At 67.1% G+C, this 24,002-nt stretch carries 26 protein-coding genes; 4 read left to right on the top strand and 22 right to left on the bottom strand.

Annotated features, from left to right (window positions below):
- The first annotated feature begins 7 nt into the window (after positions 1-7).
- Complete coding sequence (locus SFB74_RS15410) at positions 8-679, top strand: Asp/Glu/hydantoin racemase (protein ID WP_432731648.1); 672 nt, start codon at positions 8-10, stop codon at positions 677-679.
- On the opposite strand, the gene SFB74_RS15405 is transcribed toward SFB74_RS15410, so the two are convergent.
- Positions 666-2,024, bottom strand: coding sequence for an NAD(P)/FAD-dependent oxidoreductase (locus tag SFB74_RS15405; RefSeq protein WP_432731647.1), 1,359 nt, complete (start codon positions 2,022-2,024; stop codon positions 666-668). The two genes, SFB74_RS15410 and SFB74_RS15405, sit on opposite strands and share 14 nt — an antisense overlap.
- Before the next feature lie 105 nt (positions 2,025-2,129).
- Here SFB74_RS15405 and SFB74_RS15400 point away from each other — a divergent pair, with 105 nt between their 5' ends.
- Complete coding sequence (locus SFB74_RS15400; protein ID WP_432731646.1) at positions 2,130-3,140, top strand: alpha/beta hydrolase family protein; 1,011 nt, start codon at positions 2,130-2,132, stop codon at positions 3,138-3,140.
- Positions 3,141-3,156: 16 nt separating this feature from the next.
- On the opposite strand, the gene SFB74_RS15395 is transcribed toward SFB74_RS15400, so the two are convergent.
- From SFB74_RS15395 to SFB74_RS15305, 19 genes are all read right to left on the bottom strand, one after another.
- The gene (locus tag SFB74_RS15395; protein WP_432731938.1) at positions 3,157-5,037 is read right to left on the bottom strand and encodes a family 2A encapsulin nanocompartment cargo protein cysteine desulfurase; all 1,881 of its coding nucleotides are present in this window, start codon (positions 5,035-5,037) and stop codon (positions 3,157-3,159) included.
- A gap of 69 nt (positions 5,038-5,106) precedes the next feature.
- The gene (locus SFB74_RS15390; protein ID WP_432731645.1) at positions 5,107-6,039 is read right to left on the bottom strand and encodes a family 2A encapsulin nanocompartment shell protein; all 933 of its coding nucleotides are present in this window, start codon (positions 6,037-6,039) and stop codon (positions 5,107-5,109) included.
- Between the two features lie 63 nt (positions 6,040-6,102).
- Positions 6,103-6,372, bottom strand: a complete 270-nt coding sequence (locus SFB74_RS15385) for a helix-turn-helix domain-containing protein (RefSeq protein WP_418131785.1) — start codon at positions 6,370-6,372, stop codon at positions 6,103-6,105.
- A complete protein-coding gene (epsC, locus tag SFB74_RS15380; RefSeq protein WP_432731644.1) occupies positions 6,369-7,283 on the bottom strand; it encodes a serine O-acetyltransferase EpsC in 915 nt (304 codons plus the stop codon). Before epsC ends, SFB74_RS15385 begins: the two co-directional genes overlap by 4 nt.
- Positions 7,284-7,340: 57 nt before the next feature.
- The gene (locus SFB74_RS15375) at positions 7,341-7,826 is read right to left on the bottom strand and encodes a rhodanese-like domain-containing protein (RefSeq protein ID WP_432731643.1); all 486 of its coding nucleotides are present in this window, start codon (positions 7,824-7,826) and stop codon (positions 7,341-7,343) included.
- Positions 7,827-7,955: 129 nt separating this feature from the next.
- Positions 7,956-8,912, bottom strand: a complete 957-nt coding sequence (locus SFB74_RS15370; protein ID WP_432731642.1) for a TauD/TfdA dioxygenase family protein — start codon at positions 8,910-8,912, stop codon at positions 7,956-7,958.
- A 164-nt stretch (positions 8,913-9,076) separates the two neighbouring features.
- Positions 9,077-9,640 carry a hypothetical protein gene (locus SFB74_RS15365; protein WP_432731641.1) on the bottom strand — a complete coding sequence of 188 codons (564 nt, stop codon included), beginning with the start codon at positions 9,638-9,640 and terminating at the stop codon, positions 9,077-9,079.
- Positions 9,637-10,299 (bottom strand): peptidoglycan recognition protein family protein, encoded by a 663-nt coding sequence (locus SFB74_RS15360; protein ID WP_432731640.1) that lies wholly within the window; start codon positions 10,297-10,299, stop codon positions 9,637-9,639. Before SFB74_RS15360 ends, SFB74_RS15365 begins: the two co-directional genes overlap by 4 nt.
- Before the next feature lie 258 nt (positions 10,300-10,557).
- On the bottom strand, positions 10,558-10,773 hold the full coding sequence (locus SFB74_RS15355; protein ID WP_007829250.1) for a TOBE domain-containing protein: 216 nt from the start codon (positions 10,771-10,773) through the stop codon (positions 10,558-10,560).
- A 57-nt stretch (positions 10,774-10,830) separates the two neighbouring features.
- Positions 10,831-11,427, bottom strand: coding sequence for a malonic semialdehyde reductase (locus SFB74_RS15350; RefSeq protein WP_093195403.1), 597 nt, complete (start codon positions 11,425-11,427; stop codon positions 10,831-10,833).
- Between the two features lie 21 nt (positions 11,428-11,448).
- Positions 11,449-12,738 (bottom strand): O-acetylhomoserine aminocarboxypropyltransferase/cysteine synthase family protein, encoded by a 1,290-nt coding sequence (locus tag SFB74_RS15345; protein WP_432731639.1) that lies wholly within the window; start codon positions 12,736-12,738, stop codon positions 11,449-11,451.
- Between the two features lie 40 nt (positions 12,739-12,778).
- Positions 12,779-13,621 carry an ATP-binding cassette domain-containing protein gene (locus SFB74_RS15340; RefSeq protein WP_432731638.1) on the bottom strand — a complete coding sequence of 281 codons (843 nt, stop codon included), beginning with the start codon at positions 13,619-13,621 and terminating at the stop codon, positions 12,779-12,781.
- Positions 13,622-13,629: 8 nt separating this feature from the next.
- A complete protein-coding gene (locus tag SFB74_RS15335; protein WP_432731637.1) occupies positions 13,630-14,607 on the bottom strand; it encodes an aliphatic sulfonate ABC transporter substrate-binding protein in 978 nt (325 codons plus the stop codon).
- A gap of 10 nt (positions 14,608-14,617) precedes the next feature.
- Positions 14,618-15,466: an aliphatic sulfonate ABC transporter permease SsuC gene (gene ssuC / locus SFB74_RS15330; RefSeq protein WP_432731636.1), complete on the bottom strand. Its 849-nt coding sequence runs from the start codon at positions 15,464-15,466 to the stop codon at positions 14,618-14,620.
- A 9-nt stretch (positions 15,467-15,475) separates the two neighbouring features.
- Complete coding sequence (gene ssuD / locus SFB74_RS15325; RefSeq protein WP_432731635.1) at positions 15,476-16,645, bottom strand: FMNH2-dependent alkanesulfonate monooxygenase; 1,170 nt, start codon at positions 16,643-16,645, stop codon at positions 15,476-15,478.
- Positions 16,645-17,604 carry a sulfonate ABC transporter substrate-binding protein gene (locus tag SFB74_RS15320; protein ID WP_432731634.1) on the bottom strand — a complete coding sequence of 320 codons (960 nt, stop codon included), beginning with the start codon at positions 17,602-17,604 and terminating at the stop codon, positions 16,645-16,647. Before SFB74_RS15320 ends, ssuD begins: the two co-directional genes overlap by 1 nt.
- 33 nt (positions 17,605-17,637) lie before the next feature.
- Positions 17,638-18,672, bottom strand: coding sequence for a sulfonate ABC transporter substrate-binding protein (locus SFB74_RS15315; protein WP_432731633.1), 1,035 nt, complete (start codon positions 18,670-18,672; stop codon positions 17,638-17,640).
- A 123-nt stretch (positions 18,673-18,795) separates the two neighbouring features.
- Positions 18,796-19,380, bottom strand: a complete 585-nt coding sequence (ssuE, locus tag SFB74_RS15310; protein WP_019652906.1) for an NADPH-dependent FMN reductase — start codon at positions 19,378-19,380, stop codon at positions 18,796-18,798.
- Between the two features lie 97 nt (positions 19,381-19,477).
- Positions 19,478-20,527 (bottom strand): sulfate ABC transporter substrate-binding protein, encoded by a 1,050-nt coding sequence (locus SFB74_RS15305; RefSeq protein ID WP_432731632.1) that lies wholly within the window; start codon positions 20,525-20,527, stop codon positions 19,478-19,480.
- 159 nt (positions 20,528-20,686) lie between these two features.
- On the opposite strand from SFB74_RS15305, the gene SFB74_RS15300 reads away from it, so the two are divergent.
- Positions 20,687-20,959, top strand: a complete 273-nt coding sequence (locus SFB74_RS15300) for an oxidative damage protection protein (RefSeq protein ID WP_125950739.1) — start codon at positions 20,687-20,689, stop codon at positions 20,957-20,959.
- Between the two features lie 7 nt (positions 20,960-20,966).
- The gene (gene mnmC, locus SFB74_RS15295; protein ID WP_432731631.1) at positions 20,967-22,820 is read left to right on the top strand and encodes an FAD-dependent 5-carboxymethylaminomethyl-2-thiouridine(34) oxidoreductase MnmC; all 1,854 of its coding nucleotides are present in this window, start codon (positions 20,967-20,969) and stop codon (positions 22,818-22,820) included.
- Here the strand turns inward: mnmC and SFB74_RS15290 are convergent, their stop codons facing one another.
- Positions 22,821-23,624 carry a sulfite exporter TauE/SafE family protein gene (locus SFB74_RS15290; protein WP_432731630.1) on the bottom strand — a complete coding sequence of 268 codons (804 nt, stop codon included), beginning with the start codon at positions 23,622-23,624 and terminating at the stop codon, positions 22,821-22,823. It lies immediately after the preceding gene.
- Between the two features lie 11 nt (positions 23,625-23,635).
- A complete protein-coding gene (locus SFB74_RS15285) occupies positions 23,636-23,971 on the bottom strand; it encodes an antibiotic biosynthesis monooxygenase family protein (protein WP_432731628.1) in 336 nt (111 codons plus the stop codon).
- Positions 23,972-24,002: the final 31 nt, after the last annotated feature.

Genomic DNA, 24,002 nt, shown 5'->3' with positions numbered 1-24,002 from the left:
CGCAGCCATGAAGGAGGAGCTGGCCTTCCTGCACACGGCACAGGCGCATGTGCCGACCTTCGAGCGGCTGGTGCGCGAGATCGCACCCGCGCTGCGCGTGCGGCATGTGGTGCGCGAAGAGTTGCTGGCCGATGCACGCGTCATCGGCGTCGAAGACGCCGGGCTCGTCGCCCGCGTTCACGCGGCCATGCGCGAAGCCGCCTCGGGCGGCACGCCTGTGGTGGTGTGCACCTGCTCGACCATCGGCGCCATTGCCGAACGCACGCCCACGGGCGATGCGTTCAACGCACTGCGCATAGACCGGGCCATGGCCGACCGCGCGGTGCGCACCGGGCCGCGCGTGCTGATCGTCGCGGCGCTCGAAAGCACGCTGGCGCCGACGCACGCTCTGATCCTTTCCGCAGCGCAAGGCGCCGGTGTCGAGGTGCAGCCGGCCACGCTGCTCGTCGAGGAAGCATGGCCGCATTTCGAGGCCGGAGACATCCCGCGCTACATCGAGACGGTGGCCTCCTCGATCCGCGCGGCGGCGGGCGAGGCGGACGTCATCGTGCTGGCCCAGGCCTCGATGGCCCCCGTGGCCAAGGCACTCGCAGGCATCGGCATCGACGTGCTCAGCAGCCCCGAGCCGGGCACCGCGCACGCGGTGGCGCTGGCCCAATCGGCGCTCAGTCCGACTTGAGGATGGTCTCGCCCTTCAGCATCCCCATGTCGCGGATGTTGAAGCGGTGCCGCTTCCAGCCTTCCCAGGTGCGACGCATGTTGCCGATGGAGATGAGGTAGTACAGCACCTTGAACATGCCGACGGGCCCGCGCATCGGCGTGCCGCGGTAGATGTCGCCGGCCAGCAGCGTCATCAGCCCTTCCTTCACGCGGAACGGGTTGCCCGGATGCATGAACATGTCGCGGATGGTCGGGTTGGTCACGCGGTAGATGAACCACGAGTATTCGCGCGGTCCCTTGCGCATCATGGCCTCGAAGCCCTTGCGCGCCGCGGCCAGTCCGGCCGGCTTGTCGAGCGCCATCGCCACCAGTTCAGCACCGTCGAAGGCGCTGTGCATGGCGAGGTACACGCCCGAGGAGAACATCGGGTCGATGAAGGTGAAGGCGTCGCCCAGCATCAGGTAGCGGTCGCCCGTGGCGTGCGTGCTGGAGTACGAGAAATTGCCGGTGGCGTGCACCGCGTCGTCGACCAGCGTGGCGTTCTTCAGGCGGTCCACCAGCACGGGGCAGGTCGCGATGGTGTCGTAGAAGAACTCCTTGAGCGGCTTGTCGCGCGTCTTCAGGTAGTACGGCCAGCACACGGCGCCCACGCTGGTGGTGCCGTCGGCCAGCGGAATGAACCAGAACCAGCCGTGCGGAAACCAGCAGATGCTGATGTTGCCTTCCTTCTTGCCCTCCAGTCGCTCTGCATTGGTGAAGTGGCCGAAGAGCGCGGTGCTGTTGTGGTCGGGGTTCTTTTCCTTGCAGCGGAATTTGTTGGCCAGCAGCGTGTCGCGGCCGGTGGCATCGACCACGAAGCGGGCGCGCCAACTGCGGCGCGCGCCGTCGTCCATCTCGGCCTTGACCGTGGCGCCTTCGGCGTCGAAGTCCACGTCGCGCACCTTGCAGCCTTCGATGGCCTGCGCACCGGTGGTGGCCGCGTTGCGGAACAGAAGCTCGTCGAGCTCCGAGCGGCGCACCTGCCAGGCGGAGTCGAGCGACTTGTCCAGCCCCTCGCCGAATTCCACATAGCTGCGGTGCTCGTGCTCGGGCGAGACGAATTCGATGCCGAACTTCGGCATGCCGATCTTCTCGACCTGGTCGCGCACGCCGAGCTTCTCGAACAGCTCCACATTCGCGGGCAGCAGCGATTCGCCGATGTGAAAGCGCGGGTGATGCGCCTTCTCCAGCAGCACCACCTTGCGGCCCTGCCGTGCCAGTAGCGCGGCGATGGTCGACCCGGCGGGACCGCCGCCGACGACCAGCACGTCGCAGGACTCGTCGGCCCCCTGGGACACGGAAGAAGAAGCTTGGGACAGGGACATGCGAAGACAGGCAACAGTGTTAACAATCGCAAGCATAGCGCGGCGGCCTGCGAAGACCGCAAAGTCTGCTAAGCGGCCCACGGGCTGGAGCCGCACACTGGGCGAATGCGCCTCTTCCATCTTCTGAACTCCTTCTGCCTCGCCGCCGCTTGCCTCTCGGCGACGTTCGCCCATGCCGCCGGCTTCAGCAACATGGAGATACCTGCCGACCGCGAAGGCCCGGCGATGCAGGGTGCCGTGTGGACGCCCTGCGCCGCACCCGCAGGCGAGATCAAGCTCGGCCGCACCACGATCCAGGGAGTGCGGGACTGCCCGCTCCCGCCAGGAGGCGCCCATCTGCCGCTGATCGTGATCTCGCATGGCTACGGCGGCTCCTTCCTCGGCCACTACGACACCGCGCAGGCGCTCGCCGACGCGGGCTTCATCGTCGCGGCCATCAGCCATACGGAGGACAACTTCCAGATTCGCGGCGGACCGAACGACAGGATCTCGGCGCTCGCGACGCGCACCGCCGACATCAAGCGGCTGATCGACCACATGCTCCAGCAGTGGCCCGCGCACGACCGCATCGCGGCCGACCAGATCGGCTTCTACGGTTTCTCGCGAGGCGGCTACACGGGCCTGGTGCTCGCCGGCGCGCGACCGGACTTCGAACGGCTGCCGCCGCTGCCCTCGTCCCCTTGCGCAAAGGCGCCGGAAAGCGCGGAGTGCGGATGGATGAAGCAGAGATTCCAGGAACTGCTTGCCACTCCGCTCGTGCACGACGCCCGCATCAAGGCGGCGGTAATCGCCGACCCGCTCAGCATGCTTTTCGACGCGCAAGGCCTGAAGAACGTGACGATTCCGATCGAGCTCTGGGCTTCCGCCTACGGCGGCGACGGCGTCACGCCGGAAAGCGTGGCCGCGGTCCGCCGCAACCTGCCCGCGGCGCCCGAATGGCATGTGGCGGAGAAAGCCGGGCACTTCGGCTTTCTCGCGCCGTGCTCGCAGGTGCAACTCGACGCCAATGTAGAGATCTGCCGCGACGCGCCCGGCTTCGACCGCGCGGCCTTTCACAAGGCATTCAACGCCGAGGTGACGGCCTTCTTCGACCGCCACCTCGCGCCGAAGCACTGACTGCACCAGCCCGGTTTCAGCCCGCGCGGCGCTGCGACGCCAGCCGACGCACCACAGCCACCAGCCGGTCGACTTCGTCGAAGGTGTTGTAGAACGCCAGCGAGGGCCGCACCGTGGTCTCGACACCGAAGCGGCGCAGGATCGGCTGCGCGCAATGGTGACCCGTGCGCACCGCAATGCCCTCCTCGTTCAGCGCCTGCCCCACCTCCTCGGTGGTGTAGCCGTCGAGCACGAAGGACATCACGCTGGCCTTGTCGGCCGCCGTGCCGATCAGCCGCACACCCGGGATCGCGCCGAGCTGCGCCATGCCGTACACGAGCAGGTCGTGCTCGTAGCGAGCGATGTTCTCGATGCCGACCTTGTTGACGTAGTCGATGGCGGCACCCAGCCCCACTGCGTCGGCGATGTTGCCGGTGCCCGCCTCGAACTTGTTCGGGATCGGCTGGAACACCGTCTTCTCGAAGGTCACGTCGGCAATCATGTTGCCGCCGCCCTGCCACGGGGGCATGTCTTCCAGCACTTCACGCTTGCCCCACACCACGCCGATGCCGGTCGGGCCGAACACCTTGTGGCCGGAGAAGACGAAGAAGTCGGCGCCGATGTCCTGCACGTCCACCCGCATGTGCGAGACCGACTGCGCGCCGTCGACCAAAGCCTTCGCGCCCGCGCGGTGCGCCAGCTCGACGATCTCCTTCACCGGCACCACCGTGCCCAGCGCGTTCGAGACCTGCGTGACGGCGACGATCTTCGTGCGGTCGTTCAGCAGCTTGCGGTATTCGTCGAGCAGCACCTGGCCCGAGTCGTCCACCGGGATCACGCGCAGCTTCGCGCCCTTGGCGGCGGCGAGCTGCTGCCAGGGCACGATGTTGGCGTGATGCTCGAGGTTCGACACGACGATCTCGTCGCCCTCGCCCACGTGCTGGCCACCCCAGCTCTTGGCCACGAGATTGATGGCCTCCGTGGTGCCGCGCACGAAGATCACTTCTTCGACTTCCGGCGCATTGATGAACCTGCGCACGCGCTCGCGGGCGCCTTCGTAGGCGTCGGTCGCGCGCGCGGCAAGTTCATGCGCCGCGCGGTGGATGTTCGAGTTCTCGTGCTCGTAGAAATACGAGATGCGGTCGATGACCGAATGCGGCTTGTGCGTGGTCGCGGCGTTGTCGAACCACACCAGTTGCCTGCCGTTCACGCGCTCCTGGAGGATCGGGAAGTCGCGCCGCACGGCCTGGATGTCGAACGGCGGATGCTGGCCGCTGCCGGCCAGCGGCACGGCGCCGGGGCCGCGCGGATCGGGCTTTGCCGGCGTGACGAAGCCATTGGGCAGCCGCACCGCGTCGACGAAGTAGAACTGCGCGTCGCGCCCGGCGGGGGGCGTCGGTGCGCCTTGCGACGGAACGGGCGCAGCCACCGGCGGCAGCGCGAGGCCCGCGAACGGATCGTGGATCGCGATGCCCTCGGTCGCACCGGCCGACGGATGGCCGTAGCCGTTGTCCAGGAAGTAGAACGACGAGGCCACTGCCTGAGGCACGACGGCCGCATTCGGCTGCGGCACGCCCTGCACCGTGCCGCCGGAGCGCGGCTCGAAGGCCGGCGCGACGGAGAGCACGCTGTCGGGCACACCGTTGCCTGCCACCGCATGCGGCACCAATGCCGGCGCGCGGTTCGCGAGCGAAGGCACCTGCGTGGGCGATGCCGGCACCAGGTTGGCGCCCGGGACCTGCCCCTGCGGAAACGGCGTACCCGGCACGCTGGGCCCGAAGCCGGCCGGGCTCGCGAGCGGCGAGCCCGCGGGCGCGACATTGGCCGGAAACTGCGCGCCCGGCACCAGCCCGTTCGCCACGCCGGGCACCGAATCGGGCGGCGTGCCCGGCAGTGCGGAGAATATGGCGCTGGCCATGCGCGCGAGAACCGCCGGATCGAACGGCGCGTCGCCCGGAATCGATGGAGTACTGCTGCTCACAGCGGCTTACTTGTAGGTGTCGGGATAGTCGTGGTACTTGCCGATCTCGACGTCGTCGAGCACCGCCAGCGCGTCGGTGGTCAGCACCGCGAGCGAGCAGTACAGCGAGATCAGGTAAGACGCGATTGCATGGTTGTTGATGCCCATGAAGCGCACCGACAGCCCCGGGCCCTGCTCACCCGACAGGCCGGGCTGAAAGAGGCCCACAACGCCCTGGCGCTTGTCGCCCACGCGCAGCAGCAGGATCTTGCTCTTGCCGTCGGCCACCGGCACCTTGTTCGACGGAATCAGCGGAATGCCGCGCCATGTGATGAACTGCGAGCCGAAGAGGCTCACCGTCGGCGGCGGCGTGCCGCGGCGCGTGGCCTCCCGGCCGAAGGCAGCAATGGCCAGTGGGTGCGTGAGGAAGAAGGCGGGCTCCTTCCACACCTTGGTCAGCAGCTCGTCGAGGTCGTCGGGCGTGGGCGCGCCGGTCAGCGGGAAGATGCGCTGCTCCTCGCTCACCTGCGCCAGCAGGCCGTAGTCGGGGTTGTTGATGAGCTCGCTCTCCTGGTTCTCCTTGATCGTCTCGATCGTCAGGCGCAGCTGCTCCTTGATCTGGTCGTGCGGGCTGCTGTAGAGGTCGGAGATGCGGGTGTGCACATCGAGCACGGTGCTCACGGCATTGAGGTAGTGCTCGCGCGGGTTCTCTTCGTAGTCGACGAAGGTGCGCGGCAGCTGGTTTTCTTCTTCGCGCGAGGTGCAGGTGACCTTGATCGCTTCCGGATTCCTGACCTTGTTGACGCGGTAGATGCCCGCCTCCACCGGCACCCATTGCAGCAGGTGCGTCAGCCAGCGCGGGCTGATGGTCTCGAGTTGGGGGACTGTCTTGGTGGCATTGGCCAGCTGTCTTGCGGCGTTGTCGCCAAGGGCGGTGGTACCACCAACTGTTGCGCTCATGAATCAGGGCTCCATGGTTGAGAAAAAAGTGGCCGCCAGTGTCCGGCGGCCACGGGTTTTCCCTCAACAGGCTATAGCCGCCAAGTTGATCCGTCGCGCAAGACGCGATTGCTCCAGCTGCTCGCAACGCATGAGCAGGCCGACCATGTTGATGCCCAGCGCGGTGGCCAGCTTCTGCGCTGTGACGATCGACGGGATGACCCGGCCGCGCTCGATCTCGCCCACGTAGGAGCGGTTGAGATCGGAACGCTCGGCCAGTTCTTCCTGCGACCAGCCCTTGTCTTCCCGCAGCTGGCGGATGGTCACGCCGAAGTCTTCGACGAACGCCTTCATACGCCACCTGCCTTCGGTGCGTTCTGCAGGCTGGCCTGCGTGACGCTCGCGCCCGGAGGCACGTCGTCGATGATCCACACGTTGCCGCCGATGACGGCGCCCCTGCCGAGCGTGACGCGCCCGAGGATGGTCGCGCCGGCATAGATGACCACGTCGTCCTCCACCACCGGATGGCGCGGCAGGCCCTTCTGCAGGTTGCCTTCTGTATCCGTCGGAAAGCGCTTTGCCCCCAGCGTGACCGCCTGGTAGAGCCGCACGCGCTTGCCGATGACGGCCGTCTCGCCGATCACGACGCCCGTGCCATGGTCGATGAAGAAGCCCGCGTCGATCTTCGCGCCCGGGTGAATGTCGATGCCCGTCTGCGCATGCGCGAGCTCGGCCACGATGCGCGCCAGCAGCGGCAGCCCGAGCCCGTAGAGCTCGTGCGCGAGGCGGTGGTGGATCATCGCGAGCACGCCCGGATAGCACAGCAGCACCTCGTCGACGCTGCGCGCGGCCGGGTCGCCCTGGTAGGCCGCGAGCACGTCGCTGTCGAGCAGGCGGCGAAGGCCAGGCAACGCATTCGCGAAGCGGCGAACGGCTTCAGTGGCGGTGTCGTCGATTTCGCTCGCGGAGCGCGGCTCATGGCGCGCGTTGAAGTTCAGCTCCAGCCGGGCCTGCACCAGCAGCGCCTGCAGAGCCGAATCGAGCGTGTGGCCTACGTAGAAGTCTTCGCTCTCGTGGCGCAGGTCGGGCGGCCCGAGCCGCATCGGAAAGAGCGCGCCCTTGAGCGACTCGACGATCTGCGCGAGCGCGTCGCGCGAAGGAAATTCGCGCGCACCGGGCTCTCGCGAACGACGCTGCGAATCGCGCCATTCGTCGCGCACGCCGTGCAGCGCGCGCACGATGTCGCTCACCTCGAAATGGGCCATGTTGGTTCCTGCCTGAGAAATGTTGTGTGTGTATGTGTGCGTGCGCGGAGCGGGAAGTCAGTCCTGCACCCAGGGCAGCCCGTGGAAGCGCCAGCCGTCGGAGCCGCCGCGATGCTGCTGCGCATCGATCTCGCCTTCGAAGCCTTCGAGCACGTTGAAGACACTCGTGAAGCCGGCCTTGGCGGCCGCCTCGGCCGCGAGCGCTGAGCGCTTGCCGCTGCGGCACAGCAGGAGCACGACGGCTTCCTTGCCGCCGTCCTTCGCCAGCTTTGCCTCGAGTTCGCGCACGAAGCGCGGATTGCGCGTGAGCGCTGTGCCAGTGGCCCAGGCCACGTGCTGGCTGCCAGGCACATGGCCCACGAACTTGCGCTCTTCGCCGGAACGCACGTCGACCAGAACGGCGTGGCCGCCCTGCACCAGCGCCCATGCGGCCTCGGGCGCAACGCCGCCGGCGTAGGGCAGATTGCTCTCGGCGGCCTTGGCGCGCGCCTGTTCGAGTGCTTCGGGCAAGGCGATGACTTCTTCTTCAACTTCCACTGACATGCTGTGAGGCTCCTGTTGTGCGTTGGATACGCCTTGGTGGCGATAACCATCACTGTAGGAGTCTGGTGCCGAAGCTCAAACAACTGAAAAGTCGATTCCTAACAACCATCCGATCTATAGAAGACGGGCTCAGGCAGCCTCTGCGGCGGCCTCCGCGGCGCGCACGGCCGGGGCGGTCAGGTCTACACTCCTGGTGCCGTCCACGCCATACGGCACGTCGCCGGCGATGGTCACGCGGCGCACCAAGCGGTGCTGGTCGCCGTAGTCGTTGATCGCGTAGTGCTGCGTGGCCCGGTTGTCCCAGATTGCCACGTCGCCCTGCGTCCAGCGCCAGCGCACCGTGTTCTCGAGGCGGTGCACATGGCTTTGCAGCACGCTCAACAGATGGCCTGAGTCCTGCGTCGAATGGCCCGCCAGCCGCTTCACGAAGTGGCCCAGCACCAGGCTGCGCTCGCCGGTCTCGGGGTGCACGCGCACCACCGGATGCTCGGCCTCCAGCAGGCGGCGTGTGAAAACGCTCCTGTAGCGCCTGGTGCCCTCCTCGTCGAGATCGGAGGGCGAGCGCGAGGCCGCATAGTCGTAGTCGTTTCCATGGATGGCGCGCAGCCGATCGGCCAGCGCCTTGAGGTCGTCCGGCAGGCCCTCGTAGGCCGCCACCGTGTTGGCCCAGACCGTGTCACCGCCATAGGCCGGGATCACCACCGCGCGCAGGATCGACACCTGCGGATAGGCCACCTCGAAGGTCACGTCGGTGTGCCATGAATTGGCGCGGCCGCCATGGCGCGAGTCGAGCTCCAGCAGCCGCGTGCCGTCCTTCGAAGGCACGGTCGGGTGCGGCACCAGTTCGCCCCACAGGCGACCGAAGGCTTCCTGCTGGGCATCGTCGAGGTGCTGCTGGCCGCGGAAGAAGAGCACCTTGTGCTTGAGCAGCGCAGCCTTGATGGCGCCGAATACTTCGGGCTGCAGCGCGCCGGAGAGGCGCACGCCACGCACCTCCGCGCCGATGTGGCCGGCCTGGCGGACGATGTCGAGTTCATGGCCCTGCGCGTCCTGCGCGGGAGCTGCGGAAGAAAGAATGGCGCTCATCGGAGGTCCTTTTTTAGGGGGTCCGGAAGATTCTGCGAGGCGCCTGTTGGGGGTGGAAGGAAGGTGTTTGCAGTTTCTAATGCGTGGGCCGATTAAGCAGACCTCCCACGGGAAACTGACAAAAGAAAACCCGCCGTAGCGGGTTCTCGGGTCAGGTTGGCCTGTCAGGGCTTGTCGCGCTCGTCTCGTGCCCTCTTCAACCGGAGCTCCGCTTCGCTGGCGGAGAGTTGCCCTTCCGCGACCAGCTTCTTGAGCCTTCGCTCATCCGCGCGGTAGAGCGCGTCTTTCAGAAAGGCCATCTTGCGATCCCGACAAGGGCTGCATTCGTAGAAGCTCGTCGGACTACCCGTGAGCTTCATCTTTGCATCGTACTCAAGAGCGAGAGTTCGTCCATTGGGTTCAATGCCGATGGCGAGGATTCTTTCGTTCTTGAACGTGATCAGCGCTCCGCCCTCACATCCCGTTGTCTCGGTTTTCTCTGGGTCATAGGCATTCCACGAAACCCTGCGCATATGCAGCAATGCATAGCGGACGTCCTCCTCTGTCAGGACAACATCGTCACAGTCCAAGAAGTCCTTGTTCTCCCACACCGTTCGACCTGAAGGCTCGTTGATCTCAATCTTCTTTACATAGGCAACGGGATATCGCCTGTCCGCGGCCTGAGCCGAAATCGCAGTTATCGCAGCGAACACTGCTGCAGTGGCTTGATAGATGGAGACTCTCTTCATGGCATCGGGACCTGCAAATTCCAGTTCGCGCCCTGGGCCTCCGTCAGGTTTTTGTAGCTGACGACAGGATGACGAAATACTTCACTCGCGGCCAACTTCGTCGAGCCTTGAAGCACACGAACAAGCCACGACAGTGATTGATTCTGTGCCGCGGTCGGGGCGTCGTATATGCCATGCCTGCCGCGTAATTTCTCGAGGGACAACTTTGCATCTCGTTCAGGCGGCTTGAATCCCACCGGCAACCTGGCCCTGCCGACCATCTCGATCCCGATTGCCTCCATGTTTCCTGGGTAGCGGTCACCGGGTGATTTTTGCATTTCAATCCGATGTATTCCTTCCACTCCCACTTTCCCGAAATCCTTTGGTTTGCACGTTTTCATTACCAGACACCTCGCCTGCAACGGCCCCACATGATTCGTCCTCTGATAAATCGCCGCCGTCTGATAGATCGTCCCATCCTTGTCGATGAGAAAGTGCGCCCCGTTCGCCTTCGGCCGCCTGTAGCTGTTCAATGAAGACGCCGAAGTATCGGCATCTGTCTGGTGCACCACGATGCCGGTAATCGCTCCAGCCCTCTTCCCTCGCTCGATCTGCAGACTGCGGGCATGTCTCACCCGCGCGTGGCTGATCATTCCATGTTCGTCAATTTCAACGAGCATGCGGTTCCTCCCTGAAGTGTTTGATTGAATGCATTCGCGAATTCGTGACCCGCATCGATGTGCGGAACACGACTTCGCGGCGCATGCTATGGCGACGACTTCAAAGGAGATTCAAGTCTTTAAAAGATTCGATCGATTTCCAAAATTAAGCACAGTCGATGAATTCGTGCCCTGTAAACCACTGAAAACACGGGCGCCAGAAAAGAAAAAACCCGACGCCATCACGGCGCCGGGTCGTCGCAGATGCCCGAGGGTCCGTCAGAGCTTCGCGATCGAAACCTCGGTCGACTTCACAAGCGCGACCACGTCGGAGCCCACCTTCAGTTGCAGCTCGTCGACAGAGCGCGTGGTGATGACCGAGGTGACGATGCCCCAGGCGGTTTCGACGTCGACTTCGGAGACGACGTCGCCGCGGATGATTTCGCGGACCTTGCCCTTGAACTGGTTGCGCACGTTGATGGCTTGGATGGACATGATGGGTTCTCTTTCAGGTTGAGGGAATTCGTTGAGAAAAAGCACAGCAGACGCCGATCAGACGATCTCTGCGACGTCGTCGAACGCGAGCCTCGGGCCCCGCTCGAAGGTGCCGGCGTGGTCGGCCACGCCGAGGTTGACGAGGAAGTTCGCGCGGTAGCGTCCGTCGGGGAAGAAGGCCTTGTCGACCAGGTCCGCGTTGAAACCCGACTGCGGGCCGGCGTCGAGGCCGAGTGCCCGCGCCGCGAGGATCAGGTAGGCGCCCTGCAGGCTGCTGTTGCGAAAGGCCGTGGCCTGCGCGGCTTCGGCGCTCTTCTCGAAGAAGGGCTTGGCGTCGTAGGCCGGGAACAGGCTCGGCAGGTGCTCGTAGAAGCGCGTGTCGTGAGCCACGATCACAGTGACTCCGGCAGCCAGCGTCTGCGCGGTGTTGCCCGCGGACACGGCCGGCTTCAGCTTCGCCTTGGCCTCCTCGCTGCGCACGAACACGTAGCGCGCCGGCTGGGCGTTGTAGGCGGTCGGGCCCCACTTCAGGAGGTCATAGAGCTTGTGGATGACCTCGTCGGTCACGGGCACAGGCTTGAAGGCGTGCACGGTGCGGGCCTTGCGGAACAGCTGGTCCAGTGCGGCTTCGGGAATGGCTTGCAGTGTGGTCATGGTTCTTGCAAAAGCCTCTCTTCAGTTCGACGCAGTGGCGAGCGCCTGGTCGAGGTCGGCGATCAGGTCGTCGATGTGCTCGATGCCGACCGACAGGCGCACCGTGTCCTCGGTGACGCCGGCGCGGGCCAGTTCCTCGGGCGACAGCTGCCGGTGCGTGGTCGATGCCGGGTGCGTGGCCAGCGAGCGCACGTCGCCGATGTTCACGAGGCGGGTGAAGAGCTTGAGCGCATCGAGGAACTTCGCCCCGCCCTCTCGACCCGAGCCGATGCCGAAGGTCAGCACGCCGCTGGCCTTGCCGCCCAGGTACTTCTTCGCGAGCGCGTGGTCGGGGTGGTCTTCGAGCGCCGCGTAGTTGACCCACTTCACCGCCTTGTGCGTCTTCAGGTGCTGGGCCACGCGCAGCGCGTTGTCGCTGATGCGGTCCACGCGCAGCGCGAGGGTCTCGATGCCCTGCAGGATCAGGAAGGCGTTGAACGGCGAGATGGCCGCGCCCGTGTTGCGCAGAGGCACCACGCGCGCACGGCCGATGTAGGCGGCCGGGCCCAGCGCGTCGGTGTAGACCACGCCGTGGTAGCTCACGTCGGGCTCGTTCAGGCGCTTGAAGCGCTGCTTGTGCTCCGCCCAGGGGAACTTGCCCGAATCGACGATCGCGCCGCCGATGCTGGTGCCGTGGCCGCCCAGGTACTTGGTGAGCGAGTGCACCACGATGTCGGCACCGTGCTCGATGGGCCGGCTCAGGTAGGGCGAAGGCACGGTGTTGTCGACGATCAGTGGCACGCCGTTGCGGTGCGCGATCTCGGCGATGGCCGCGATGTCGGTCACGTTGCCGGCCGGGTTGCCAAGCGACTCGACGAACACCGCCTTGGTCCGCTCGTCGAACAGCTTCTCGAAGCTGGACGGATCGCGGTGGTCCGCGAAGCGGGTGGTGATGCCGAACTGCGGCAGCGTGTGGGCGAACAGGTTGTAGGTGCCGCCGTAGAGCGCAGTGCTGCTGACGATGTTGTCGCCGGCCTCGGCGATGGTCTGGATCGCGTAGGTCACGGCCGCCTGGCCCGAAGCCAGCGCCAGCGCCGCGATGCCGCCTTCGAGCGCGGCCACGCGCTGCTCCAGCACGTCCTGCGTCGGGTTGTTGATGCGGGTGTAGATGTTGCCCGGCACCTTCAGGTCGAACAGGTCGGCGCCGTGCTGGGCGCTGTCGAAGGCATAGGCGACCGTCTGGTAGATCGGCGGCGCCACGGCGCGGGTGGTCGGGTCGGGCGAATAGCCGGCGTGCACCGACAGTGTTTCGAATTTCCAGTTCTGCGACATGCGACTGCCTTTCAAATGGGCTGATGGATGAAGAGGCTCGTCAGATCGCCCAGCGCAATGCATGCGCCGGGGTTGCGAGCCAGCTGGCGTCGGTGCTCTCCGCTTCGGTCTCTCCGGACTTCTGCAGCACCCTGTCGAGGATTCGTTTTTCAATCGCGGCGAACGCCGGGTCGCCCTGCGAGCGCGGGCGGGCCAGCGCGATGTTCTCGTCGAGGGCGATACGGCCGTCCTCGATCAGGATCACGCGGTCGGCGAGCGCCACGGCTTCCTGCACGTCGTGCGTCACCAGCAGTGCGGTGAAGCGATGGCGCTGCCACAGGTTCTCGATGAGGCGATGCATCTCGATGCGCGTGAGCGCGTCGAGGGCGCCCAGCGGCTCGTCGAGCAGCAGCAGGCGCGGGTGGTGCACCAGCGCGCGCGCCAATGCCACGCGCTGGCGCTGGCCGCCCGACAGGCGCGCCGGCCATTCGTTCTCGCGGTCGGCCAGGCCGACCTGCGCCAGCACTTCCTTGCCGCGCGCCTTGGCGTCGCTCGGCAGGCCCAGCGTCACGTTGTCGAGCACGCGCCGCCATGGCAAGAGGCGCGCCTCCTGGAACATGATGCGGGTATCGTCGTGCAGGCCGTTCACGGCCTTGCCGTCGGTGTAGAGACCGCCGGAGCTCGGCTCCTCGAGGCCCGCGATGAGCCGCAGCAGCGTGCTCTTGCCGCAGCCGCTTCGCCCGACGATGGCGATGAACTGGCCCGGCTCGATGGTCAGGCGGGTGTTGCGCAGCACCTCTCGCGCGCCGTAGCGCTTGTGCAGGTTGCGCGCCTCGAGGCGTACGCCGCCGGCAATGGCTTGCGGCTGGGCCTGGGGCTGGATGTCTTTCAGTACGGCACTCATGATTTTCTTCAGGCTCCCGGCTTGAACAGCGCCACGTTCAGCGCATCGATTTTTCTTGGCAGCAGCTTCTCGGCGAGGAAGGCGTCGGCGATGCGCTGCTGCTCGCCCAGCCCATCCGGCACCACCGGCCGCACCGCGTAGCTGCGGCGGGCGTTGGCCTGCTCGATGGTCGCGGCGTCCAGCCCCCACACAGGCGACAGCAGCGTGGCCGCCTCCTTCGGGTTCTGCTTGACCCACTTGCCGGTCTTCTCCAGTTCGGCGTAGACCACACGCAGCACGTCGGGCCGCGCCTTCGCGAACTTGCTGCTCGCGAGGTAGTAGCGCTGGTACGACGCGATGCCCGCGCCGTCGGCCAGCACGCGCACCTTCGACTGGCGCTGGGCGGCGGCGAGGAACGGGTCCCACACCACCCAGGCGTCGATGGCCCCCTTCTCGAATGCGGCACGGCCGTCGGCCGGCGTGAGGTACGCGGGCTCGATGTCCTTGAACGACAGGCCGGCCTTGTCGAGCGCGGCGATCAGCAGGTAATGCGCGCCGGCCGCCTTCGCGAAGCCGACCTTCTTTCCCTTGAGATCGACCACGGACTTGATAGGCGAGTCCTCGCGCACCACGATGGCCTGCGCCGAGGGTGAAGGCGCCTCCTGGGCGAGAAAGGTCAGGTCGGCACCGGCCGCCTGCGCGAACACGGGCACCGTGTCGGCCACGTCGGCGCTGATGTCGAGGTTGTCGAGGTTCAGCGCCTCCAGCAGCGGCAGGCCGCTGGTGAACTCGTGCCAGCTGAGCGCGACGTTCAGCGGCGCGAGCTGCTTCTCGAGCGCGCCCTGTGCCTTCAGCACCGCGATGAGCGTCGACGACTTCTGGTAGCCGAGGCGCACGGTGGCGGGCCGGCTGGCCACGCCCTGCGCGAGCACGGCGCCCGAGCCGAGCGCGGCGAGCGTCGCGATGGCGGTGCGGCGGGAGATCGATGTAGACGAAGAGTGCGTCATTCCCCTGCCCTCACTTCGCCTTCTTCTGGTAGCCGGGGTGCCAGCGCAGCCACCATTGCTCCAGCCCGCGTGCGAACAGGTCGGCCAGCTTGCCGAGCAGCGCATACAGCAGGATGCCCACCAGCACGATGTCGGTCTGCAGGAACTCGCGGGCATTCATCGTGAGATAGCCGATGCCGGCCTGCGCCGAGATGGTCTCGGCCACGATCAGGATCACCCACATCAGGCCCAGCGAGAAGCGCAGCCCCACCAGGATCGACGACAGGGCCCCCGGCAGGATCACCTCGCGGTACAGCTGCCAGCGCGAGAGGCCGTAGGTGCGGCCCATCTCGATGAGCTGCGGATCGACGTTGCGGATGCCGTGGAAGGTGTTCAGGTAGATCGGAAAGAACACCGACACCGAGATCAGAAACAGCTTGGCCGACTCGTCGATGCCGAACCACAGAATCACCAGCGGAATCAGCGCCAGCGCCGGAATGTTGCGCACCATCTGGATGGTGGAGTCGAGCAGCGTCTCGAAGAACTTCACCGAGCCCGTGAGCAGGCCCAGCACCAGCCCCGCCCCGCCGCCGATGGCCAGCCCCGCGAGCGCACGGCCCGCGCTGACCTTCACGTGCGTCCACAGCTCGCCGGACACGGTGAGATTCCATGCAGCCTTGACCACGTCGATGGGCGCGGGCAGCACACGCGTGCTGAGCCAGCCCAGCGACGACGCGATCTGCCAGAAGACGATGAGCCCCACCGGCACCAGCCACGGCACCAGCCGCTTCGCCACGTTGATGGCGAAGGCCTTGAACGCGCTGTTGCCCGCCTCCTCGGCCGGCACGACCGCCGGCAGTTCCTGAACCTGTTCAGTCATGGCGATCCTTCAGCTTTGGGAAACGAGGCGCGAAGGCGCGTCGAGATTGGCGACGACCTCGCCGAAAGGGCCGCTCAGCGAGCCGCCGGCCAGCTGCGTCTTCGCCTTGCGCGAGAGCAGCGGGAACACCAGCTCGGCGAAGCGGTAGGCCTCCTCCAGATGCGGGTAGCCCGAGAGAATGAACTTGTCGAGCCCGAGCGCCGCGTATTCCTCGATGCGCGCCGCGACCGTCTTCGGGTCGCCGACCAGCGCCGTGCCCGCACCGCCGCGCACCAGGCCCACGCCGGCCCAGAGGTTCGGCGCGATCTCGAGTTCGGCGCGCGAGCGCTTGGCACCGCCCGCATGCAGCGCGGCCATGCGACGCTGTCCTTCGGAGTCCATGCGCGCGAAGGCGGCCTGCGCGCGGATCACGGTTTCGTCGTCCACGCGGCTGATGAGTTCCTCTGCGGCCTTCCACGCAGCGTCTTCGGTCTCGCGCACGATCACGTGCAGGCGAATGCCGAACTCGACCTTGCGGCCATTGCGTTCCGCGCGCGCCCGCACGTCTGCGATCTTCTTCGCGACTTCCGCGGGCGGTTCGCCCCAGGTGAGGTACGCGTCGACCTGCTCGGCAGCGAGATCGTGCGCGGCGGCCGAAGAGCCGCCGAACCACACGGGCGGATACGGCTTCTGCACCGGCGGGTACAGCAGCTTCGCGCCCTTCACGCTCAGGTGCTTGCCCTCGTAGTCGAAGGCCTGCCCGTCATGGCTGCGCGCGATGATCTCGCGCCAGATGCGGATGAATTCGGCCGACTGCTCGTAGCGCGCAGCATGGTCGAGGTACACGCCGTCGCCCTCGAGCTCGGCCTGGTCGCCGCCCGTCACCAGGTTCACGAGCAGGCGCCCGCCCGAGAGCCGGTCGAATGTCGCAGCCATGCGCGCGGCCAGGCTGGGCTGGTGCAGCCCGGGGCGAACCGCCACCAGGAACTTGAGCTTCTTCGTCGCGCCGATCAGGCTCGAAGCGATCACCCAGGGGTCTTCGCACGAGCGGCCCGTCGGAATCAGCACGCCTTCGTAGCCGAGGTTGTCGGCCGCGCCCGCGATCTGCTGCAGGTATGCCAGGTCGATGGGGCGCGCGCCCTCGCTGGTGCCGAGGTAGCGGGCGTCGCCGTGCGTGGGGAGGAACCAGAAGATCTGCATCAGGCAACTCCGGCGCCGGCGGCTTCGAGCACGTTGATCTTCTTCGGGATCAGCTTGAGCTCGAAGAAGGTGTCCGCGATCTTCTGCTGCTCGGCCAGGATGGCCTTGGTGATCGGCGCCGTGCCGTAGGCCGAGCGATTCACCGACAGCTCAGCCACGGGCTTGGGCAGGCCCCAGAGCGTGGCCAGCTCGCCGGCCAGGTCGCCCTCGTTGGCGGAGCCCCAGACGTCGACCTTGTTGAGCTCCTCGATCGCGATGGCAAGCACGTCGGAGTTCTTCGCCACGTAGTCGAGCGAGGAGAAGTAGTAGGCGCGGTTGCCGACCACGCCCGTGGCGTCGGCCAGCACGCGCGCATCGAGCGATTTTTCGGCCGCGGCAAGGAAGGGGTCCCAGATCACCCATGCATCGACCGAGCCCTTCTCGAAGGCGGCGCGCGCATCGGCGGGCGGCAGGTAGACCAGGTTCAGGTCGGCGAACGCGAGGCCGTGCTTCTCGAACAGCTTGACGATGAAGTAGTGGACGTTCGAGCCCTTGTTGAGCGCGATCTTCTTGCCCTTGAGCTCTGCCACCGTCTTGATGGCGGAGCCCTTGGGCACCAGCACCGCCTCGGACTGCGGACGCGGCACGGTCGCGCCCACATAGGCCAGCGGCGCGCCGGCGGCCTGCGCGAAGATGGGCGGAGCCTCGCCCACGTCGCCGAAGTCGATGGAGCCGACGTTCAGCGCCTCGAGCTGCACGGGGCCGGCGGTGAACTCGGTCCACTTCACGCTCACGCCCAGCGGCGCCAGGCGCTTCTCGAGCGTGCCGCGGCCCTTGAGCAGCGTGAGGTAGCCCTTCTGGTGGCCGATGCGGAACTGGCGTGCGGGCACCTGCGCAAGTCCGGCGAACGAGGCCGGCAGCGCGATGGCCGCGGCCGCGCCCTGGATCAGGCGGCGGCGGGGAATGGAGATGCGTGTCATGGTTGTGCGGAACGATCCGATTCGTTGAAAGCCTCAGGGCTGCGCCGTGACAACGGCGTCGCTGACCTTGATGGGCTTGGGAATGAGCTTCAGTGCGAAGAAGGTGTCGGCGATCTTTTGCTGGTCGGCCGCGACGGCCGGGGTGATCGGCTTCACGTTGAACTCGTAGCGGCGCAGCGCCAGCTCGACCACGTCGACCGGCAGGCCCTGCAGCGGAGCGATGAGCTCGGCGGCCTGTCGCAGGTTCTTCTTGAGCCAGATGCCCTGCTCCACCGAATCGGCGAACAGCGCGTCGATGACCTTCGGGTTGTTCTTCACGAAGCCGCGCTCGCCCAGGTAGTACTGGTAGTTGTTCACCACCTCAGGCGTGCCGTCGGCCAGCACGCGCGCGCCGGTTGCCTTCTCGGCCGCGGCCTGGAACGGATCCCAGATCACCCATGCATCGACGTTCCTGCTCTCGAAGGCGGCACGGCCGTCGGCGGGCGCGAGGTAGACGGGCTGGATGTCGGAGAGCTTCAGGCCGTTCTTCTCGAGCTGCTTCACGAGCAGGTAGTGCACGTTGCTGCCCTTGTTGAGCGCGACCTTCCTGCCCTTCAGGTCGGCAACCGACTTGATGGGCGAATCCTTCGTGACCAGGATGGCCTCGGCGCGCGGCGCGGCAGGGTCGTAGCCGAAGTAGACGAACTTCGCGCCCGCGGCCTGCGCGAAGATGGGCGGCGCCTCGCCGACATAGCCGACGTCGACCGCGCCGACGTTCAGGCCTTCGAGCAGCTGCGGGCCGGCCGGAAACTCGACCCACTTCACGCCGAAGCCGAGTGGCGCGAGCTTTTTCTCAAGGGTGCCTTGCGCCTTCTGCAGGACGAACAGGCTGGCCGACTTCTGGTAGCCGATGCGCAATTCGCCCTTGCCTCGGTTGCCCTGGGCGTGGGCCGAGGCGGCGGAGATGAAACTGACGATCAGCGCGATGGCGCTGACCACGACGGCGCTGATCAGCAGATCGCGCAGGCCGCGCCAGAAGGAGCGCGGTGGCACCTCGAGCACGGAGTCTTCGGTTGCGACGGGGTTCATGCGTGGATTCCTTGGTCTGCAAAAACTTCAGGCAAAGCCATCCCCTCGCCGCACACAGGCGGTTTCGAAAAAGAGGACGGGGATGGGTCTGGAGGGAGCCGGGTTCGTTGAAGAACCCGCTCGTCAGACGCTACATCGCACGCGGGAGAAAGGCACCGGCTCGAAGCCGTGCGTGGCAGGCAGCTTCAGGCCCTCGGTGGCCAGCACCTCGACGGCCTCGTTGAGTCGTTCGGCCAGGTCGTTGTGCACCTGGTAGGCGTTCTCGGGCGTCAGCGCGATCTGCGATTCGCTGGCGTACACGCCAGGAAGGATGTGGCGCGCCGAAAGCGACTGCAGCACGGGCCGCAGCGCGTAGTCGAGCGCGAGCATGTGGTGCGGGCTGCCGCCAGTGGCCAGCGGCAGCACCGTCTTGCCCTTGAGCGCGTTCTGCGAGAGCAGATCGAGAAAGACCTTGAGCAGGCCGCTGTAGGCCGCCTTGTAGACCGGCGTGGCCACCACGATCACGCGCGCCGCTGCCACCTGGGCGATGGCGCGCTCGATGGCCGGATGGTTCCACTCGGCCAGCAGCAGCGCCTGTGCCGGCAGTTCGCGAACGGCGAGCCGCTCGATCCGCGCATGGCGCTGGGCCAGCCTCTCGCCCACCGCGTCGAGCAAGGCGGTAGAGCGGGACGGGGCCGTGGGGCTGCCGGCAATCAGGAGAACGGACACGGGGAGGCTTTCTGTTTTCTTCAGGAATTCAGGACGAGCCGGGCCACGGCGCCCGCGATGCGGGCACCCTGCACTGCCGGCTCGACAGCGGACTGGCTTACTTCTGCTTGGCCGTATAGATCTGGTCGAAGGAGCCGCCGTCGGCGAAGTGCTCCTTGTCTGCCTTCGCCCAGCCGCCGAAGGCCTGGTCGATGGTCACCAGCGTCAGCTTGGGAAACTGCTTGTCGTACTTGGCCTTGGCCTTCTCCGAGGTCGGGCGGTAGAAGTTGCGGCCCGCGATGTCCTGGCCTTCGTCGGAGTACAGGTACTTCAGGTACTCCTCGGCCACCTCGCGCGTGCCCTTCTTGTCGACGACCTTGTCGACCACCGACACGCTGGGCTCGGCCAAGATGGAAATCGACGGCACCACGATCTCGAACTTCTCGGGGCCGAATTCCTTCAGCGCCAGGAAGGCTTCGTTCTCCCAGGCCAGCAGCACGTCGCCCACGCCGCGCTGCACGAAGGTGATGGTCGCGCCGCGCGCGCCGGTGTCGAGCACGGGCACGTTCTTGAACAGGTTGCCGATGTATTCCTTGGCCTTCGCATCGCCGCCGTACTTGCGCTTGGCGAATTCCCACGCGGCCAGGTAGTTCCAGCGGGCGCCGCCCGAGGTCTTGGGGTTGGGCGTGATCACCTGCACGCCGGGCTTGACCAGGTCGTCCCAGTCCTTCAGGCCCTTGGGGTTGCCCTTTTTCACCAGGAACACGATGGTCGAGGTGTAGGGAGCGGAGTTGTGCGGCAGGCGCTTCTGCCAGTCGGCCTTGACGAGGCCGCCGTGCGTGACCAGCGCATCGACGTCGCCGCCCAGCGCCAGAGTGGCCACGTCGGCATCGATGCCGTCGATGATCGAGCGGGCCTGCTTGCCCGAGCCGCCGTGCGACTGCTTGATCGTCACGTCCTGCCCGGTCTTGCCCTTCCAGTACTTGGCGAAGGCCTGGTTGTAGTCCACGTAGAGCTCGCGCGTCGGGTCGTAGGACACGTTCAGCAGCGTCACGGGGCCCTTGGCGGCCGCGCCGCCCTGGGCGAACGTCGGCAACGCCGAAAGGGCCATGGCACCGGCCACGCCGGCACCCAGGGAAAGCTTGATAAAGTCGCGGCGAAGGCTCATGGTGTCTTGCTCTGAAAAGGCATATCGATGAAGCTGCGTATTCTCAATACGACATATAGAAACTGGAACGACCAAGTTTTCAGTTCTAAATAGCCAAATCAACTAAGCAGCCGCTTCCGCCCCGTCTCCCCCACTTTTCCCGTACAAAAGGCAATCGAAATGGCACGCATGGTTCAGTGCATCAAGCTCGGCAAAGAGGCCGAAGGTCTCGACTTCCCGCCCTATCCAGGCGAACTGGGCAAGCGCCTCTGGGAAAACGTCAGCAAGGAAGCCTGGGCCGCCTGGCTCAAGCAGCAGACCATGCTGGTCAACGAAAACCGGCTGAACCTGGCCGATCTGCGCGCCCGCCAGTACCTGGCGCGGCAGATGGAAAAGCACTTCTTCGGCGAAGGCGCCGACGTGGCCCAGGGCTACGTTCCCCCCACGAACTGAGCCCGTCTTGGCCGCCGAGCCCGTCGCCTGGCGCGCCGACGGCGTTCCGCGAAGCGAGCGCTTCGACGACATCTATCACACCGAAACCGGGGCACTGGCGCAGTCGCGCCATGTGTTCCTGGGCGGCTGCGGCCTGCCGGAAGGCTGGGCCGGGCAGCCGCAATGGCGGATTCTCGAAACCGGATTCGGCCTCGGCCTCAATTTCCTGACAACCTGGCAGGCCTGGCGCGCCGATCCGGCGCGGCCGCGGATGCTGCACTTCGTCTCGATCGAGGCGCACCCCGTCTCGGCCGACGACGTCATTCGCGGCGCCGAGGCCTACCCCGAACTGGCCTCGCTCGCACGCGAACTGGCCGCGCAATGGAACGGCCTGCTGCCGGGCTTCCACCGGCTGGCCTTCGACGAGGGCCGAGTGCTGCTCACCCTGTGCGTGGGCGACGTGCAGCCCATGCTGCGCGCCCAGCGCTTCGAGGCCGACAGTATCTTCCTCGACGGCTTCAGCCCGCAGCAGAACCCGGCCATGTGGTCGGACGACACGCTCAAGGCCGTCTCGCGCTTTGCACGCCAGGGCACGCGCATCGCCACATGGACGATCGCGCGGGCGATCCGCGATGCGCTGGCCCGGCAGGGCTTCGCCGTCGAGAAGAGCCCGGGCCTGCCGCCGAAGCGCGACTGCCTGCGCGGCACCTTCGCACCCGCCTGGACGGTACGCCGCCGCGAACCCGCGCCGGAACGCATCGAAACGCCCGGCCGCTGCGCCGTCGTGGGCGCGGGCCTCGCGGGTGCCGCCGTGGCCGCCAGCCTCGCTCGGCGCGGCTGGCAGGTGACGGTGCTCGACGCGGCCGACTGGCCCGCCTCCGGCGCCTCGGGGCTTCCGGTGGGCATGCTGGCGCCGCATGTGTCGCCCGACGACGCCCTGCTCTCGCGGCTCACGCGCGCCGGCATCCGCGCCACCTGGACCGAACTTGCGCGGCTGCTGGAAGAAGGACGCGACTGGCGCGCCAGCGGCGTGCTGGAGCGCCGGCCCGATGGCGATGTCCGCGTGCCCGCCGGCTGGAGCGACCAGGGGCCCAACGAATCGTGGCCGGCCGGCGCCGATCGGCTGGCGGCTGCCGGCCTGCCCGTCGACTCCCCCGCGATCTGGCACGCGCGTGCGACCTGGGTAAAGCCGCATCGGCTGGTTGCAGCATGGCTGCGCCAGCCCGGCATCGAGTTCCGTGGCGGTTGCCAGGTGGCGCGGCTCGAACGGCGCGCGGAAGGCGGCTGGCAGCTGTTCGATCCGGCGGGCGGGCTGCTGGCCGAAGCGGACCGCGTCGTCGTCTGCGCCGGCTTCGAGTCGGGCCGCTTCGCGCCCGCGCTCCCCTTGCAGCCCGTGCGCGGACAAGTCGCCTGGGGTCCCATGCCCCACGACGACAGCGACGCCCTGCCCTCCACGCCCATCAACGGCGACGGCCATCTGGTCGCCCACGTGCCGGGCGAACGCGGCGAAGCTCCGATCTGGCTGGCCGGCGCCACCTTCGACCGCGACAGCACCAGTCTCGATCCCACAGAGGCGGACAGCACGGCGAACCGCGAGCGCCTCATGCGCCTGCATCCTGCGGCAGCCGAAGTGCTGGCCGCTGTCTTCGAGCGCGGCGAGAGCCAGGCCTGGGTCGGCGTCCGGTGCGCATCCGGCGACCGGCGTCCGCTCGTCGGCCCTGTAGCCCCCGAGGCCCCCGGCCTCTGGGCCTGCACCGCGCTGGGCTCGCGGGGCCTGAGCTTCGCTGCCCTGTGCGCCGAACTGCTGGCCGCGCAATGGCACGCCGAGCCGTTGCCCCTGCCGGCCGCGCTGGCCAAGGCACTCGGCACGCAGCGGCTCTGATCAGCCTGCCGAGCCCGCGGCGCGATACGCCATCAGCAGCGCCATGCAGATCACCAGCACGAAGAAGTATTTGCGCAGAGCGCGCTCGTCCAGCCGCGTCGCGAGCCGCGCGCCCGCTGCGGTGCCGATCCACAGCCCCAGCACGACGAAGCCCAGCAACACCCACGGCAGCCCGTTCGCCACGCTCGCATAGACGAGCACCGCCGGCAGCGCGAGCGGCAATGCGTTCACCGCAAGGCTCACTGCCTGCGCGCGATGCTGCGAGTAGTGAAGCGCCACCGTCAGCAGCGCGGTGATGGCCAGCCCGCCGCCGATGCCCAGCAGGCCCGACGATGCGCCGGCCACCACGCCCACCACCGCCGGAGCCACGGCCGTGCCGCGCGGCTCCAGCGCCAACTCCGCGGCGCCATCGGCCTTCGCGGGCGACTTCAGCACGACCAGCGTCGCCAGCACCAGCAGGTAGCCGACGAACATCCAGCGCAGCGTCGCGTCGGCCACGTGGCTGGCGCCTCGGGCGCCGAGCCAGGCTCCGGCCAGGAAACCGAGCGAGATCCAGGCAACCGTGCGCCAAGACGCACCATGCCCCGACACCCGGTAGCGCAGAAAGCCCGCAAGGCTGGTCGGCACCAGTTGCGCCGCGAGCGAGACGGCCTGCGCCTCGTGCTGCCCCAGCCCGGGCATCAGCGCCAGCGCCGGCACCAGCGCGCCGCCGGGGCTCACGCCGAGCAGGCCACCCACGGCGCCCGAGAAGACGCCGATCGCCAGCCCGCCGAGCACCTGGACGAGGCCGAAGGCTTCGGGCATGGGCTACCTGCCTATCCGGCGCTCTGCACCGCGGGCGCCAGCATGTGGTCGATGCGGCTGTCACCGTAGGTGCGTAGCACCTCGGAGATCACGACCTTGTAGCCGTCGAGCCAGTTCGACTGCGCCGCCTTGGCCTGCTGGTGCACGGGGTGGCGGATCAGCGCCTGCAGGCTGTCGAGCGAGTCCCAGTAGTAGACGTTCGACACGAGCCCATTGCCGGGGTTTTCCCACGTTTCCTCGCCCAGGTAGCCGGGCAGCGACTTGGCGGCCGCGGCGATGGTCTGGTCGAGGCGGTGGAACTCGTCGTCGAACTGCTTGCTGGCGAAGATGAAGGTGGCGGAGTACATGGCGGGCCGGATCTCCTGGATGACGGGGCGG

Source organism: Variovorax xiamenensis (assembly GCF_050916385.1).
Taxonomy (GTDB): domain Bacteria; phylum Pseudomonadota; class Gammaproteobacteria; order Burkholderiales; family Burkholderiaceae_C; genus Variovorax.
Note: the sequence above shows the minus strand (reverse complement) of the source record. Positions and strands in the feature narration are given on the sequence as shown.